The 15,457-nt window shown below is 33.9% G+C and carries 17 protein-coding genes; 5 read left to right on the top strand and 12 right to left on the bottom strand.

The genetic code is table 11. The annotated features are described in order from the left end of the window. Positions 1-149 precede the first annotated feature (149 nt). Positions 150-878 carry a YheC/YheD family protein gene (locus HWV59_RS12285; RefSeq protein ID WP_175638974.1) on the bottom strand — a complete coding sequence of 243 codons (729 nt, stop codon included), beginning with the start codon at positions 876-878 and terminating at the stop codon, positions 150-152. Between the two features lie 209 nt (positions 879-1,087). On the opposite strand from HWV59_RS12285, the gene HWV59_RS12280 reads away from it, so the two are divergent. Both HWV59_RS12280 and HWV59_RS12275 read left to right on the top strand, forming a co-directional pair. After that, on the top strand, positions 1,088-1,699 hold the full coding sequence (locus tag HWV59_RS12280) for a hypothetical protein (protein ID WP_175638973.1): 612 nt from the start codon (positions 1,088-1,090) through the stop codon (positions 1,697-1,699). A gap of 296 nt (positions 1,700-1,995) precedes the next feature. Further along, a complete protein-coding gene (locus HWV59_RS12275) occupies positions 1,996-2,355 on the top strand; it encodes a coiled-coil domain-containing protein (protein WP_175638972.1) in 360 nt (119 codons plus the stop codon). Between the two features lie 85 nt (positions 2,356-2,440). Here the strand turns inward: HWV59_RS12275 and HWV59_RS12270 are convergent, their stop codons facing one another. Next, a complete protein-coding gene (locus HWV59_RS12270) occupies positions 2,441-2,923 on the bottom strand; it encodes a phosphatase PAP2 family protein (protein WP_175638971.1) in 483 nt (160 codons plus the stop codon). Between the two features lie 156 nt (positions 2,924-3,079). Here HWV59_RS12270 and HWV59_RS27295 point away from each other — a divergent pair, with 156 nt between their 5' ends. Further along, positions 3,080-3,205, top strand: a complete 126-nt coding sequence (locus tag HWV59_RS27295; RefSeq protein WP_268921765.1) for a hypothetical protein — start codon at positions 3,080-3,082, stop codon at positions 3,203-3,205. Between the two features lie 37 nt (positions 3,206-3,242). Here the strand turns inward: HWV59_RS27295 and HWV59_RS12265 are convergent, their stop codons facing one another. From HWV59_RS12265 to HWV59_RS12255, 3 genes are all read right to left on the bottom strand, one after another. Further along, positions 3,243-4,556 carry a DEAD/DEAH box helicase gene (locus HWV59_RS12265; RefSeq protein WP_175638970.1) on the bottom strand — a complete coding sequence of 438 codons (1,314 nt, stop codon included), beginning with the start codon at positions 4,554-4,556 and terminating at the stop codon, positions 3,243-3,245. A 156-nt stretch (positions 4,557-4,712) separates the two neighbouring features. Further along, on the bottom strand, positions 4,713-6,278 hold the full coding sequence (locus HWV59_RS12260; RefSeq protein ID WP_175640050.1) for a fatty acid--CoA ligase: 1,566 nt from the start codon (positions 6,276-6,278) through the stop codon (positions 4,713-4,715). 159 nt (positions 6,279-6,437) lie between these two features. Next, positions 6,438-7,223 carry a rhamnogalacturonan acetylesterase gene (locus tag HWV59_RS12255; RefSeq protein WP_235991719.1) on the bottom strand — a complete coding sequence of 262 codons (786 nt, stop codon included), beginning with the start codon at positions 7,221-7,223 and terminating at the stop codon, positions 6,438-6,440. Between the two features lie 150 nt (positions 7,224-7,373). Between HWV59_RS12255 and HWV59_RS12250 the strand changes: the two genes are divergently transcribed. Next, positions 7,374-7,535 (top strand): Fur-regulated basic protein FbpA, encoded by a 162-nt coding sequence (locus HWV59_RS12250; protein WP_175638969.1) that lies wholly within the window; start codon positions 7,374-7,376, stop codon positions 7,533-7,535. A gap of 94 nt (positions 7,536-7,629) precedes the next feature. After that, a complete protein-coding gene (locus HWV59_RS27290; RefSeq protein ID WP_268921764.1) occupies positions 7,630-7,758 on the top strand; it encodes a hypothetical protein in 129 nt (42 codons plus the stop codon). 33 nt (positions 7,759-7,791) lie between these two features. Here the strand turns inward: HWV59_RS27290 and HWV59_RS12245 are convergent, their stop codons facing one another. The 7 genes from HWV59_RS12245 to HWV59_RS12215 form a co-directional block, all read right to left on the bottom strand. Beyond that, positions 7,792-8,949, bottom strand: a complete 1,158-nt coding sequence (locus HWV59_RS12245) for a glycoside hydrolase family 18 protein (protein ID WP_235991718.1) — start codon at positions 8,947-8,949, stop codon at positions 7,792-7,794. A 76-nt stretch (positions 8,950-9,025) separates the two neighbouring features. Further along, on the bottom strand, positions 9,026-10,156 hold the full coding sequence (locus HWV59_RS12240; protein ID WP_175638968.1) for a hypothetical protein: 1,131 nt from the start codon (positions 10,154-10,156) through the stop codon (positions 9,026-9,028). Next, positions 10,143-11,471 (bottom strand): F390 synthetase-related protein, encoded by a 1,329-nt coding sequence (locus HWV59_RS12235; protein WP_175638967.1) that lies wholly within the window; start codon positions 11,469-11,471, stop codon positions 10,143-10,145. Before HWV59_RS12235 ends, HWV59_RS12240 begins: the two co-directional genes overlap by 14 nt. Continuing rightward, entirely contained in the window at positions 11,464-12,315 is an 852-nt protein-coding gene (locus tag HWV59_RS12230) for an MBL fold metallo-hydrolase (protein ID WP_175638966.1), read from the bottom strand. The genes HWV59_RS12235 and HWV59_RS12230 overlap by 8 nt, the downstream gene beginning before the upstream one ends. Further along, a complete protein-coding gene (locus HWV59_RS12225; protein ID WP_175638965.1) occupies positions 12,305-13,297 on the bottom strand; it encodes an NAD-dependent epimerase/dehydratase family protein in 993 nt (330 codons plus the stop codon). Before HWV59_RS12225 ends, HWV59_RS12230 begins: the two co-directional genes overlap by 11 nt. Continuing rightward, positions 13,294-14,442 carry an ATP-grasp domain-containing protein gene (locus HWV59_RS12220; protein WP_175638964.1) on the bottom strand — a complete coding sequence of 383 codons (1,149 nt, stop codon included), beginning with the start codon at positions 14,440-14,442 and terminating at the stop codon, positions 13,294-13,296. Before HWV59_RS12220 ends, HWV59_RS12225 begins: the two co-directional genes overlap by 4 nt. Then, entirely contained in the window at positions 14,432-15,421 is a 990-nt protein-coding gene (locus tag HWV59_RS12215; protein ID WP_175638963.1) for a beta-ketoacyl-ACP synthase III, read from the bottom strand. Before HWV59_RS12215 ends, HWV59_RS12220 begins: the two co-directional genes overlap by 11 nt. Positions 15,422-15,457: the final 36 nt, after the last annotated feature.

Here is a 15,457-nt window from a genome sequence, read left to right as displayed (position 1 = left end):
TGATTTCATTATAAGAATCAATGAAACGTATAATTTACAAAGCGAAAAAAATATCATCCATAAGTTAAAATAATATTAATTGTACTTCTTCAAAAAAGCACAGCTTTTCAATTATATTTTCAAGTGTATTTATTAAGTTATTTAAATTTTTAATTTTTTTTATATTCCCTTATTTTACTCATCATCTGCTTATCTTTAAGTTGTTTAAAATAGACGAAACTCGGGTTACAATTCACTTCAAATATCCACGGCTTTCCAGCTTGATCTAACCCAATGTCCAATCCGAATATCTGTTGCTTTGGATAATAACCTGATAATTCTTGGGCAGCTGTTAATGAAATCTTCTCTAAAGTTCTGACTAAATCATTCGCATCATCAATTGATATGTTTGATTGTTCAATTGCACTTTGAACATCCAATACTTTTTTAGTAACATTCGTAATAAAATAGTTTTTTGAGGCTACTTTCGCTAACATACCGGTTACAACCCATTCTTCTGATTCTTTTTCCCTTTGTACCATAATCCTTAAGTCAAATGGAGAACCATTTATTGTTGATAGGGAAATTCCCTTTTGAACAATATTCTTTTCCTTAATTAAAGAACGCTCTACTTTATTAAGTAACTTTTCTTCTCCTGTAATAGTGAACTTATTCATCTCGGAATGAAACTCAAATACATCTTGATCAATTTTTTTTATACTAAATACACCTTTCCCGCGTCGTCCCCAACTAGGCTTTACCACTACTTGACCGTGCTTTTCAATAAATTCCCATAGCACTTCTTCATTGAATAGCTCCGTTTCAGGAACAAATGGAACTAAACTTTCATTCTTAATTAGAAACCTATACTTTGCCCATTTCCCTTTTGAATACTTCATAAATCCCTCACTCTTTTTCTATTATATAGTTATATATTACTCAAAAGTTTATTGTCTTCCTGTGTATTAATCTATTTATTAAACGTATTCTATATAATTAGGCAATTCTACCAAGGCAAATTACCATTTTTTCCAAAATGACAAAAAAAAAGGACGCTTCTCACTAATAAGAATATATATGATTCTATAACAAGAAAGGAGTTGACTTTATGGGAAAAAGACCATTTTGTCCACGTTCACAAGGATTCTACGCTGCTGGAGGTCAAGGTCCAAGTTTTGGTATTGGTACCTTTACCGCAAATGAAATTTGTGATGCTATCCAATGTATTAGACTAAATTCAGACTTTTTTGATAGAGTTTTACAAGGGAATGTTTTGTGTCCTAGTGCTACAGATGCAGAATGTCCTAATGATCTAGCACTTGAATCTTGCGCTGCTACCATTAGAAATTTATTAACTGTACCTGGCGCTGCTGCAGCTTTAGCTAGTGAATGTCCGGGAGATCCATTCCCAAGTGACAATGCTATTTTACGTCAGTATCTTGTAAATCTTTTAAATGTTTGTATTTCAACAACTACTGATAATGGTTGTGTCGGTGGGGTACTTGTAGAATATGTAGTAGATTTAACTGAAGATCAAGCTACAGCTTTAGGCTTCGGGACAGATGAATGTGTAACTGTTGAAGAGATATTAGATTTAGCAGAGTTAGCACTAAATAATTGTGGTAATGTAACATTCTCAACTGAAACACTTGCAGAAGTATTAGGAGATATGGCCCAAGATGCTGGTGTAACTATTATTATGCCTATATTCTGTCCTTAAATAAAGATAACACTAAATATTTAATACCCTAAAAAATTCTTCTTTTTAGGGTATTTGTTTTTTCATTACAATTCCTCAATACTCACTTTTATAATAAATAAAAAAAGAAGCTTTTCTCTTAAACTAAGATCATGCTCCCCCTCATTATTATTTTCTAATTCCAATATTTATTACGATATATAGGTTTTACAGTAGCACTAAGCTATTACCTACATATTAATATATGGATAAAACAGCATTCCAAAATTCAATTTTATATTTGGATCATGCTAAATAAATAAAGGAGTGTTTCCTTCATGTATCAATATCCATATGTTTACCATGTCGATCATTTTCCTCAATTCACACAAGGCCAACAGTCATTTTATCCGATTATGCAGCAACTGGAACAACCTGTGGAAAACCGTCAACCTAATCTTGAAAGAAGAGTAAATGCATTAGAGCGTCAAACGGAACGACAATCAAGAGAAATAAATAGGCTAAATGATGAGTTAAAGAGACAAAATGAAGAAATTAGACGAATAAATCGAGAGGTTAACAGATTAAATGATCGTGTTGAACAGCATACACGTAGACTTAATCGCCTAAACCAAAGACTTCGAGCTGTAGAAACAAAGTTCAGTCTACCATTTTCTCCTGGAGAGGGTGGCTTCTAATTATAATTTGAACTTAAGGTGTTACTTAAAGCTCATTAAAATAAAGGTTAAGAATCTAAGGACAAAAAAGGTGATAGGTGACCTATCACCTTTTTAATAACAAGGTAATAGCACTACCTATAATAGAACTTCTAAAAATATCAGAAGGATAATGAGCACCTACCCAGATTCTTGATATTCCCGTAAATAAAGACATAGCATACATAATTAATCCTAAATATCGGTTTTCTTTATAAACCAATGTAGATACAGAAAAGGACAGTAATGTATGTTTACTTAAATAGGTAGAATCAAGTTTAGAAGGTAATAGTACAGTTGCTTTTCTTGTTAAAAAAGGTCTGGGTCTATATTTAAGGTGATTTACTACTCCATTGAGTATGTTGTTCACGACTAAAGATAGCATACATTGTAGAAACAATTTTTTTCCTCGAGGGTTAAAAATAAATACAACAAATAATATTATTGCATAAATAAACCGGAATTTATTTGAAGCAAATACCATCATACGATCAATTTGATGATTCTTCCCAGCAAATGAATTAATAAAATCAAATAACTTTTGATCCATTTTTTAACCCCTTACATATAAAAAATTAAATGCAACAGAAAATAGTATGGTCCAATTCATAGTTAGTATGCGTCCTAAATATATTTATTTACTATTTTAAAAAAGCATTTATTACATATAATAACAAATGACAAAAATCCTGAGGAGGTGCATTCAATGACAAATCGCAACGATAACCGTGAGCGAAAAAACAAATACCCGAATAATAAGAAACAAGATACTGAATTTTCTAAGGATCTTACCATTAGAAGTGAGATAACAAAGAAGGATTTAAATAAATAAAAATAAACGGGTATCGATGAGATACCCGTTTATTTTACTATTTCCTTTTTGATCTGCGATTTCTTGACACTGGTTTTTGAGTATTCTTTTGTTTATTTTCAACGGTTTTTCTTCCGCTTGGTCTGCTGGTGGAAGAGGTTCCTCTCCTTCCCCTGCCTTCACTTTCATTTGAACGTCTTGATTTTTTCATTTGATCTTTTCTTATTTGGTCATAGTCCTCCCGGTCGGGAACACTGATTCCTTTTATAACCTGTTTTTCCAAGGTAAGATGGATGCCTTTTTCAATCATTCGTAAAAAATCAACATCCTTTGGTGCAACGAGAGTATAGGCAACACCTGTTCCACCTGCACGACCTGTTCGACCGATTCTGTGTACATAGCTTTCAACATCATGAGGAATATCATAGTTATAAACATGTGTAACACCTTCTACATCAAGTCCCCTAGCCGCTACATCAGTTGCAACTAAAAATTGAATTTTAGCTTCACGAAAACGTTTCATTGCTTTTTCTCGTTTTGCTTGAGTTAAGTCACCGTGTAACTCATCAGATTCGTAACCGTTTGCGATTAATGCCTCTTGCAGTTTTTTTGCGCGAATCTTTGTACGGCAGAAAATAATCGCTAAAAATGGACGATGCTCTTGAATTAAATGCAGCAATGTAGCTTGTTTTCTTCGATCAGTTGTTTCTACGACAATTTGTTTAATTTCATCTACAGTTATTCTTTTTGCCTGCACCTGTATGTTTATCGGATCTGTCATATATATTTTGGCCAGAGATTTTATTTCGTTTGGCATTGTTGCTGAAAATAACATCGTTTGTCTTGTTGAAAGGGTTTCATAAATAATGTCCTCAACTTCCGGAAGAAAACCCATATGTAACATTTGATCTGCTTCATCTAACACAAGCATTTGAACAGTTGATAAATCAATTGTTTTTCGGCGAATATGGTCTAATAATCTGCCTGGTGTTGCTACTACAATGTGTTGAGCACCTTTTAATTTTTTTAACTGGTGTTCAACATCCTGCCCCCCATAAACAGCCAAAACATTAAGACCATCCACATTTTCAATCATTCTTTTTATTTCTTTTGAAATTTGCTGTGCTAACTCCCTTGTTGGAGTTAAGATAAGCGCTTGTACTTCGTCATTTTGTATATTGATTTTTTCTATGATTGGGAGAACAAAAGCAAGTGTCTTACCTGTCCCTGTTTGGGCTTGTGCAATGACATCTTTACCTTCAATAATCTTCGGAATCGTTTGCTCCTGTATTGGAGTTGGCTGTGTGAGCCCTAATGATTTTAATGTATAATGAACTTCTTTTCGTATCCCTAATTGTAAGAAATCGGTCAAGGTTTATCACATCTCTTTTCTATTCATACTAATTGCTAGTCTTTCCTAACAACAGCTAAATAACTATACCATATTAGTTACCTTTTTTCATGATGAATTGAAGAATAGAAAAGAGGCAGTCCTTTTGGGATCTGCCTTTCATCACATTAAATAAAACTAATATTGAAGCTTATCTTGAGACATTGTTTCTCTTAATAAAAATTTTTGGATCTTTCCGCTTGCATTACGAGGAACCTCATCAACAAAAACATATCTTCTCGGTCGTTTATATGGTGCCAGCTTTTCAGAGTCCTTTAAAAATTGATCAAGCTGCTCACCTTTTAGGTGTTGTTCTTTTTTCACAACAACAACAGCAATAACCCTTTCTCCCCAAAACTCATCAGGCTCTCCTAATACGGCCACATCTAAAATTCCTTTATGTTCATATAACGCATCTTCTACTTCTCTTGGATATACATTTTCTCCGCCGCTAATGATCATATCATCTACCCGGTCTGCGACAAACAAATAACCATCTTTATCGAAATAACCGAGATCACCTGAATGATACCAGCCCTTGTACATTGCTTTTTCTGTAGCATCTTCACGATTATAGTAACCAATCATCATGCAAGGACCTTTAACAATAATTTCTCCAATTTCTCCTAGAGGAAGGATATCATCAGGTTCTGATGGTCCTTGATCATTTGGCTTGACCACTCTTATTTCATGATTAAAGCATGCTCTTCCAGCTGAACCAGCTTTCGAAAGTTGCTCATCTGTTTCTAAAAATGCAATAGCAGGTCCCATTTCTGTCATCCCGTATGCTTGAACAAGTTCTAGTCCTAATCTATCTTTACAAGCTTTGACAAGTACCGGAGCCATTGGGGCTGCACCGTATAATCCAACTTGAAGTGATGACAATTTATATTGTTGCAATTCTTCTTGGAGGAGCATATTCCACATTGTTGGAGCAGCAAAAAGCATGGTGATTTTTTCTTCCTCAATCGTTTTTAGCACTAGTTTTGAATCAAAATGATGTTGTATGACATTTTTAGCACCTGAATGAACACGTGGTAAAAAACTGCAATGCAGTTCTGCACAATGAAACATCGGAGCTGTTACTAATCCGACATCCTTAGATGTTATTTGAAGGGCATTGATACAGATTAAACTTTGTTCAACCATATCACGATGGCGGTGCATAACCCCTTTTGGACGACCAGTTGTTCCACTTGTGTACATAATCGCATACGTATCATTTTCATTTATTTCACAATTTGGATTTGTTGTTGGAGAATGTTTGATGATGTCTTGATAAGAAGAAGCATATGGTGAAGTTGTCTCATCGATGCTCCAAAATATAATTGTTGGAAATCGATTGTTTATTTTCGTAATTTGTTCTTCCAAGTCTTTCTCAAAGAGAACGATTTTTGGTGCAGCATCCATAAATATATATGAAATTTCATCTGCTTTTAACCTAAAGTTAATCGGATTAATAATCGCTCCTATTTTTGCAGCAGCAAAATAAGCTGTTCCCAATTCAAAGCAATTAAATAACAAAGTTGAAACCCTATCACCCTTTCTTACACCTGCAGCAAGCATGGAATGCGCAAGTTTATTTACCTCTGCATTCCACTCATTAAACGTTTTCCGTACATCCCTGGATTTGTCGACTACAGCTTCTTTGTTCCCATATTTTCTTACAGTTTGTTCAAATAAATGACCAATCGTGACGTACATATGCATTCAACCTCCCACCTAAAGGTAAGCGTTTTCAAAATATTAGTTAAGCTTTATATATGTATTTCAAGGAAAAATAAAAAATTCCTCTATGAGGAGTAAATTTTTCCAAACTGCAAAAAGAGGCTATCCCTTTTTCTGACAGCCACTAATAGGTTCTTATTCTTGATTAATATAGTGTTGAAGAGGAGAATTTATTTCAATCAAACCTTTAGCAACCAACGCTGCAATTTGATATGCACCTTCCTCTTGTAAATGTGTATTATCTTTTTTCCCTTCAGGAAAGTGATCATATTCACCTGGTTCGAGCCATAAAAACACTTTTTTCGTATTTTCAGGTCCTATTTCATTAAACAACTGCTTGCTCTTAGTCGTTAAATCTATTAAATCGACATTCTCTTCAGCAGCTAATTGCTTCATGGCTAAAGGATAATCACCATGGGAATCGATTATTGCTCCATTTGCAGAGAAATTTCGTCTCTCAACAGGTGTCACCAGTATAGGGACTACTCCTTTTTCCTTTGCTGCGGCTATATATTTTTTTAGATACACCTTGTAGGTCGTAAATGGATCAGTGTATCGCCTTGCATCCGCTTTTTTAGCATCATTATGACCAAATTGTATTAATAGATAATCGCCTTGCTCTAATTGCTTGTTTACTATTTTAAATCTTCCTTCTTCATAAAAGCTTTTGGAGCTTCTTCCGGGAACAGAAAGATTGTGAACGACGACACTGTCATGAAAAAATTCGTTTATTTTTTGCCCCCACCCCATTTTAGGTGCCGCATTAGGTTTATAGGTGGATACTGTAGAATCACCAATAAGGTAAACGTGTATAGAATCTGGGTTTTTTCTATTTATTAAAGCAACCGAATCAAATGAAACGAATAATATCGTTGAACATATTAAGACAAAAACAAATAAAATCCAAAACTTCTGATTCAAAATGACTCCCCCCTTTTATTATCATTTTTCTCAAATCCATTATAAAAAATGTACATTTAAATAGACTTTAAAGTAAAGAAGAAGATTGACAAGCAGAAAAATTTTCTATATTATATATTTGTAAACGCTTTCAAATAAGAGGTGATTTTTATGTGTGAACCTACAAAAGAAAAATCCAAATCCGAAATTATTACAGCCTTGATTGATCATAATGTATATAAAATGCCTGATGGAAGACAATTTTATGAAGCTTCTGAAATTGAGCTTAAGACTATCCTTTATACACATTCTAATATTAAGCATATTTGTTAAGTAGCATATCCTGGCCCATAAGGCCTTTTATTTTTTTGTATAGTACCTCCCTCTCATGCAGACGATAATAATAAAATCGCAAGGAGGTCCATCAATGAAAAAAGAACATTGTGAAGAAGAGATGGATTATCTCAACCATTATCTCAATGAACAGATTACACGTATTTGTGTCATAGAAGAAGATGAAAGAATGAGAGAAGAATTAGATAAAAAAAATAGTTAATTCAAATATTGAATAAAGACTAGGCATAAATCCCTAGTCTTTCGCAAAAATAGACGGTTGTTCATCTTCCTTCGTCAACTCATTTAAAATTGTACTTGTTAGACTATAATTTCCTTTAGCATCATGCCCTAACTCCCATATCATCATGCCTCCAAATCCATTTTCCAAAGCCAGATTTGTTTTCTTTTTCATTGTTTCTACACCATTGTAGTGATAGGTTGTACCATGTAACTTTACAGTATCCCGTTTGGCATTTTCCGGATTCTCATTAACAATGGCGCCATATGACATCTGGTTAATGGAGACATCTTCCGGTTGTGCATAGAATGGAACACCTAAGACAAGTTTTTCTTTAGGTAAATGATGTTTATTAAACAAATTTGACCAATACTCTACAATATCTTCTGCAAACCTATAAGGAGATAAATTTGCCGCATTATACTCGCCGTCCCATTGGCCGTCATATGCCATAATATTCACAAAATCAACATGCTTGAACATCTCAGGCTTAAACACCACAGATTGTATTTCTGTTCCTGTAACACTATGAATCTTTGAATATACGGCAATCGTTAATTCTTTATCAAGCTTAGACAACTTTTCATCAAGCATTTTAATAAAAATATTCAAGTTCTTTGCATCTTCATTAGATCTCGGATGTTCAAAATCGATGTCTATTCCATCAAGGTTTTCTGTTTTTGTTATAGAAATAAGTTCATTTACTAGTTTTGAGCGTGACGTAGTAGAAGAAATTGCAGCTTTAAAATATTCGTACGACTCTCCACCTTGGATGTGGTACCAGCCACCAACAGCTAATAATACTTTTGTATTGTGCTCACGTGCTTTTTTCACCATTGTCTTTAAATTTATTTTAGCTTGTTCTCCATTCATTAGAACACTTCCATCCTTTGCAGGGTGAGCAAAGGAAAATATGACATGTGTTAGGTTTGTATAATCAATAGTGGATGGATCTCTGAAATCCTGCACATACCCAATTAATACTTTTTCTTTTTCTTTTGAATATTGAGGGATTTCCTTTTCAGTCGGTTTCTTTTTCGATCCCGGTGCTTTTGTTACCAACTTTGGAGTATTCGTTTGCTTATCGTTATTATTTTGAAAAAAGATGCCTAATAAAAAGCCACCTGTAAATACTAGTATGATCATTAGGAATATGATGATGTTTTTCCTCACATTTCTCCTCCTTAGAAAAAACGTTATCCTAAAGATCGTAACAAAAAAACAGGTATCCTTTCGATGGTAATATTAGTTAAAACCCTTTCTTCTTTGCCATTGGCTCAACAAATAAGCTCATAATTGCTTTAAGAAAACTCCATGCTAACCTTTTATGAAAAGGTAAATGCATTTGAAAGAAATAGGTATATTCAATATGTTGAACTGAGCCCCGCATTCGCTTAAACCCTCCGGCACCAGCACTTCGATGACCAACATAGTTTTTTTGCAGTATATTTTCTGTTATCAAATAGGATAAAACCCTGTATAAGCCTTCTTTTTTATCACTATTGGTGGTATATCCGAGAATTGGTGTAGTAAGAACACCCTCCCTAACCCAATATCCGATTACACCTTTTACTGCTTCTCCCTGGCATATTAATGAAAACCGTAAGAATTTATGATTAATTGCATGTTCGAAAAACTCTTTTGTAAATTGTGGATTGTGTCTGGAGTATTTATCAATGTATAAATTATTATACAATTTCTGTATGTGAGCTATATCGTCAACTCCAGGTTCCCGAACGTAATAGTGATATTTTTCAAATAAACGCTTATCCTGTTGAAGGGTCTTTTTTTGTTTTTTTGTTAATGTGAAAGGATGATCAAATAAGTAAATGGCCCGTGACATGATTTTTTGATAACCAACATGATCCATTGTCTCCAGAAATTGATGATGCAATAGCTCAGTCATTGATCGAAACAAAATGGTGTAATGTGGAAATGTTGATGTTATAAACCTTGTCAACCTCTCTAATTGACTCTTCGTTAGTAATGGTCCCATTAAATTTGTTGACAATAACCAATTATTCACAATCACTACTTTATTTACATTACTATTTCTTAATAAGCCACCGAGTATATCAATCATTGGTGAAAATATTTTTTCAAGAATTGGATTTTTCAACTCCCAAAGTTCTTCTTTGGCATAGCTAATATAATGTGTATATGGAGATGTTACATAAGAATTATTGAATTCTTTATTATTTACCGTAAGTGGTAACAAAAGATCATCTATTTCTATAAGAAAAAGGTCTGTTTTAACATTTCTCATAAAATAAGTACTTCCATGTTTCATCAAAGGTTCAAAGTAATGCTTGATCATCCCGCCGTCTTTTTTCGTTTCCCAATCAATATCGTCAATCATTGATCTATCATATAGTTTCATGCTGGATTTCTTCCTTTAGGACACTTTCTATTCGCTTTCTTTTACGATCGGAGGCAATCAAATCGTATTCTGTAAAGGAAAACTGAGGTAAGACAAGCATATGTTCTTTCCATAGCTTTACTAACTCTTGTATAACCAATGCTTCTACTTCTGATCTATCATGTTTCACCTTTAACTTAATATCAATACTTAGAAGTTCCTTCTGTGTTACCTTATATTCTAGTATATCTTCTGAAGAAAACATGATTGCTCTCCTGATGAAATCTGGAAACAGCATATGTTTCTTTTCAGTATGCTTATGGACTCCATAAAAGATATCATCACATCGTCCATCAATACGCTCTAAGGCTAAAAAATGTGATCCACATAGACAAGGAGTTTTCCTTTCAATTAAAACATCATTTAATCGATAACGTATTAATGGCTGTGTTCTTCTAGTAAAATCAGTAATGATAGGAACGAAAATTCCGTTTTCTTTATCTAAATACTCTTTCTGTATAGCGAGTAAATCTTCATTCATATGAAGTACACCTTGTGAGCACGTTGTTGCTAAAAATCCTTCTGTTGCTTGATAAACCTGATGTAGTGTTTGCTGAAAAATATCTTCAATAAAAATTTTATCAACATCTTCTAAAACTTCAGCAACTGAAATGACTTTTTTAGGATTAATATCAATGTGCTGATCCCTTTTCCATTCTGCGATTATTCGTAACATAGATGGAGGTGCTATGATAATCGTAGGCTTCAAGTCATTCAGTTTACTCATATGATGATGTAATTCTTCAACTAAATCAAAGAAATGAAAGCTTATTTTACTACTTTTTGTTGATTCATATAAATTATTGTTTGCACGCAGGAAAAAAGCAATTTTATGTTCTTGAAATAGACTTCCAGGTAGTAATTTTGCAAGTACCTCGCCAGCCCACATCGCTGATTCTTTTTCACTTACTAAGAATACCCCGCGATTTCCACTTGTCCCGGAGGATAAACCAATTGACACATCATCAATCTTCGGTGAAAAATCCCTTGTAATCTCAGCTTTGGCTGCTAATTGAAAGGCTTTCTCCTTCTCTATGCCTACCGTGTTTAATTCATCAAAATGATCCATCATTTCTCTCTTTGATATAACGGGTAATGTTTCCCAATGAAGCTGGTGATTCCGATAATAGTTCTGATAAAAAGGAGAATAATTTAAAACAAATGATAGATGCTTTTTAATTTTTTTATGTTGATATGCTTCTATAGCCTTTCTTGAGTGAAATCGTCTTATATATTTAGATATCATATATTGTTTTAAAAGTACTAATTTATTCATATATACAACCCTCTTTCACCAAATTCCATGTTTTTTGACAATGGGTTGGCAAAATATCAATACCAGGTGAATTCTTTGAAAGTTGATGGAGCTTCTCTATATTTTCCCGATAAGCAGCTCTATCTTCAATTAACAAATTAGCAATTTTGTGAGGGAATACTAATTCCTCATATGCCTGACTTGTCCAGACTGCATCAGCACAAAGCAATAATTGTTTTCCACTTTTCAAGAGGATAAAAATTCCGAACTGCCCGATTGCATGACCTGTTAAATCAACAGCAAAAAGAGAACCATCTCCAAATACATCAAAGCCTTCATGAAACGGATGAAATTCACTGCTTAATAATATTTCAGGTTGTTCATCTATAAAGTTCATCCTATTAGGTAAATCCTCTGGTAGTAAATCAACTAAACATCCTTTTGTTAAAGCTTTAATTTTGTTAAATTGCTTAATATGATCATATGCCTTTTTAAAAGTTAGGATTTTCGCAGAAGGAAAATCATCTAGCCCTGCTGTGTGGTCTCCATGAAAATGAGATAAGATAATATATCGTATCTCTGATGGATGAATTCCTTCATTTTTTAGTTGATTTTTAATCGATTGTGTTTCTGAATAAAATACAGGAGTTAGTTTTGCATAAATTGAATAAGGGAATGATCTTGTTGCATCTAAAAAACCCTTTGAATAACCTGTATCAAATAAGATATATCCTTTCGTAGGATGCTTCAATAATGCTACTGTAGCTGGAAACTTTATTTTCTTAAAAGGCCTTTTAGGATTTACGATCTTTTCAGGATGTGTGCAATAACCACATTCGAATAGTTTGACCATTTCAATGCGCATGATTTTTCCACCATTCAATAAATTCATTTGTTCCTTGTTCAATTGAAATCGCCGGTTCATACCCTAATTCTTTTCTGGCTTTTTCTATTGAAAGGGTTTGTGATTGTGATAAAACGCTGACTGTATAACGTGTTAATAAAGGTTCTTTTCCTCCAAGTAGCAGGGTTGAAATCCGCTCCAGGGATTTCGCCAGGAAAAATGCCTTTTTAAATGAAATTTCTTTATATGTAAATGATTTTTCTAATCTGTTCATCACCAATTCAATCATGCTATATAAATTTACTCGTTCACCATTTGTAATATTGTATTTTTGTCCAAGGGTAGAATCACTGGATGATAAACAAAGAACGATTGCATCGACCACATTCTCTATATAGGTCATATCTATTTCAACTTCGCCGGAACCAATCTTCGGAAATATCCCTTTCTCACATACTTTAATTAATCTCGGGAAAATAGCTTGATCACCTGGTCCGAATAATGCACGTGGCCGAATTGTGATTGCGGGAAGACCTTGTTGAAATGCTTTGTCTATTTCAAGTTCTCCAAGATATTTTGTTTTAGCATAATGGTTAACAAATTTAGTTGGTAATACATCATCTTCTTTTACATTTTTTCTTTCGTCATAATAAAAATAAATGCTTGGAGTCGATACATGAATTAAACGGTTTACATTCCATTTTAAACAGCCTTCGATTACGTTTTGTGTTCCTACCACATTTGCTTCATAAAAATTCTTGTATTTCCCCCATGGTGATGATAGTGCACCACAATGGATCACAAAATCTTGATCATGACAAAGAGCCACTATGTGATCCCTGTCTTCTAGTGCACCACGAACAAAGCGAATTCCATTTTGTGATAACTCTTCACCAATCTTAACATTTCGACCTGTCCCTATTACTTCATACCCCATCAAAGCAAGGCGTTTTGCAACTTTCATTCCTAAAAATCCTGTTGCACCTGTAACAAGCACTCTCATTTTTCATCACCGTCCCAGCTTATATCATAAGTTGATTGTTTGAGTAAAGAAACAGCGTTTTTCTTACTTTCTCTCCACATTTTTATAAGACTAATGAATTGAAAAAAATATGGTAATGGATCTGTTATGCGAAAGGTAATGTCTTTATATGTTATGACAATTTTCAGCCATTCTCCTAACCTCCGCATATTATCAATCTGTGGAAGTCCATATAAGAACATTGCTAATTTGATTGCTTCCTTTTTCTTCTTTTTAGGAATTACATATTTGATAGACTTCAAGAGTAAAGCTTCTACAACTTCTTGATCAAACAGGTGTAGCCCACTTGTAGCCCTTGGATTACATTCAATTGGAAACGCCCTATTACGGTTATCTACAATAAAATCAAATGATATTTGTCCTGTAAAATTTAGATGTTCAACTATATGACAAACAAACTGGTTAATATCACTTTTTTCGATATGTTCAAACGAAATGGTTGCACCTAAACCCGCTGTAAAGTTACTTTTATACACAGCCTGAGCAAGAACTTTCCCATCTTCTGCAATCGAATAAGAACAATATTGTTCTCCCTTCACTCTTTCTTGAAGAATCCAGCTTGAATCGTTTAAACATATTGGAGGTATCTCACTTTTTGTAGATAAAAAAATAACAGAATCCGAAAACCTCGAAAATACTTTTTTCAATACTAAATCGGTTTCTTCAGGCAATGTATTTACCTTCGTGTTTTCAGTTAATAACGTAGTAATTGGAACTTGATACCCTAAAAATTCTACTAATTTTATAAACTTGTATTTATTATGTAATACGTTTAATTTGCTGAAATCATCCACCAGGACGATACAATATTGACTAATTACTTCTTTATACATTGAGATATAAAAAATCTCTTCACATGTAGGAATTAAATAGTCAATCTCCTCCTTTTTTACAATTTCTACTAATGCCTTAATATAATTTTTTGTTTCAAATTTTGGAGAAGGAGTGAGGATATACTTCTTTATACTACTAGATACTTTAGTTAGTGGCGAATTGGTACAATCAGTAGCATAGACTTCTGCACCAGACTGCTTTAATAATCGGCAAACATGGAGTGTAACAGGAGCCCGAGCCCCTGTTACCAAAACTCGCAATCTAGTATTCAAGCACAATACCTCCGATTGATAAACCCGCAGATGTGCCTAATAATAAAACAAGATCTCCCCTTTTCAATTTTCCAAGTCTCAGAGCCTCGTGGAATGCTAGAGGAATAGATGCTGCAATGACATTTCCATAATCCTCAATTATGCTCATAAACCGCTCCTCTTCAACACCCAGTTTTTTCCGAATGATTTTCATTGCGGATGCACTCGCTTGATGTGGAATGACCATTTGCATATCTTTCATTGAAAGTTGAGTTTGTTTAAACAATCCTTCGAGAAATTCAGTTAATCGTTTATAAGAGAGTTTAAAGATGGCACGACCGTCCATATCAAATAAAAAGTCGTTTTCAGTCTGCTCACTGAAATTTCTTGGATGTATTTTTGTTCCCCCACCTCTGATTTCTGAAAATTCAGCTCCTTCACTAAACGTTTCCATTTTCGAAGCAATAATTCCAGAAGATTCATTACTATGTGTCAGAATAAAGGCACAAGCTCCATCTCCAAATAAAATGCTGCTTTCATGCTGACTCCAATTTAAACCAACAGATGAAATCTCCGAAGAGACAATTAATACATGTTGAAATCTTTTTTGATCAATAGCATAAGACATCATATCAAGAGCTGTTACAAAACTAAGACATGTTGAGTTAAAGTCAAAGCATGGTATCCCTGAATCTTGGAGACCTAATTGTTTTTGTATTAATGCGGCATTGCACGGAATAGCCTGTTCATTTGTGCCACTTGCACTCACGATACAATCGAGATCAGACAATGATATTTCCGCATCTTTAATCGCTAACTTTGCTGCCTCTGAAGCCATATATGACGCTGTTTCGTTTTCGACAAAAAACCTTTGCTTCACACCTGACTTTTTCTCAGACCAGCCTTTTGTTTTTCCAATTAACACATCAATTTCTTCAGCTTTCACGACTCGCTTAGGTACATAAGATCCTGTACCAAGAATTTTTACTTTGCGTTTCATTTTATCTTACACCTCATTTATGCAAACCATCATAAG

It is taken from the genome of Metabacillus schmidteae (genome assembly GCF_903166545.1).
Classification (GTDB): Bacteria; Bacillota; Bacilli; order Bacillales; family Bacillaceae; genus Metabacillus; species Metabacillus schmidteae.
The sequence above is the reverse complement of the archived record's forward strand: the minus strand, read 5'-3'. Positions and strand labels throughout refer to the sequence as shown.

What these genes read in the sequence shown, in the direction of transcription:
- HWV59_RS12225 (WP_175638965.1), bottom strand. Translation starts at nt 13,297, where the DNA reads ATGAGAGTGCTTGTTACAGGTGCAACAGGATTTTTAGGAATGAAAGTT.
- HWV59_RS12280 (WP_175638973.1), top strand. Translation starts at nt 1,088, where the DNA reads ATGGGAAAAAGACCATTTTGTCCACGTTCACAAGGATTCTACGCTGCT.
- HWV59_RS12235 (WP_175638967.1), bottom strand. Translation starts at nt 11,471, where the DNA reads ATGAATAAATTAGTACTTTTAAAACAATATATGATATCTAAATATATA.
- HWV59_RS12230 (WP_175638966.1), bottom strand. Translation starts at nt 12,315, where the DNA reads ATGCGCATTGAAATGGTCAAACTATTCGAATGTGGTTATTGCACACAT.
- HWV59_RS27290 (WP_268921764.1), top strand. Translation starts at nt 7,630, where the DNA reads ATGAAAAAAGAACATTGTGAAGAAGAGATGGATTATCTCAACCATTAT.
- HWV59_RS12285 (WP_175638974.1), bottom strand. Translation starts at nt 878, where the DNA reads ATGAAGTATTCAAAAGGGAAATGGGCAAAGTATAGGTTTCTAATTAAG.
- HWV59_RS12250 (WP_175638969.1), top strand. Translation starts at nt 7,374, where the DNA reads ATGTGTGAACCTACAAAAGAAAAATCCAAATCCGAAATTATTACAGCC.
- HWV59_RS12275 (WP_175638972.1), top strand. Translation starts at nt 1,996, where the DNA reads ATGTATCAATATCCATATGTTTACCATGTCGATCATTTTCCTCAATTC.
- HWV59_RS12260 (WP_175640050.1), bottom strand. Translation starts at nt 6,278, where the DNA reads ATGTACGTCACGATTGGTCATTTATTTGAACAAACTGTAAGAAAATAT.
- HWV59_RS27295 (WP_268921765.1), top strand. Translation starts at nt 3,080, where the DNA reads ATGACAAATCGCAACGATAACCGTGAGCGAAAAAACAAATACCCGAAT.
- HWV59_RS12240 (WP_175638968.1), bottom strand. Translation starts at nt 10,156, where the DNA reads ATGAAACTATATGATAGATCAATGATTGACGATATTGATTGGGAAACG.
- HWV59_RS12270 (WP_175638971.1), bottom strand. Translation starts at nt 2,923, where the DNA reads ATGGATCAAAAGTTATTTGATTTTATTAATTCATTTGCTGGGAAGAAT.
- HWV59_RS12215 (WP_175638963.1), bottom strand. Translation starts at nt 15,421, where the DNA reads ATGAAACGCAAAGTAAAAATTCTTGGTACAGGATCTTATGTACCTAAG.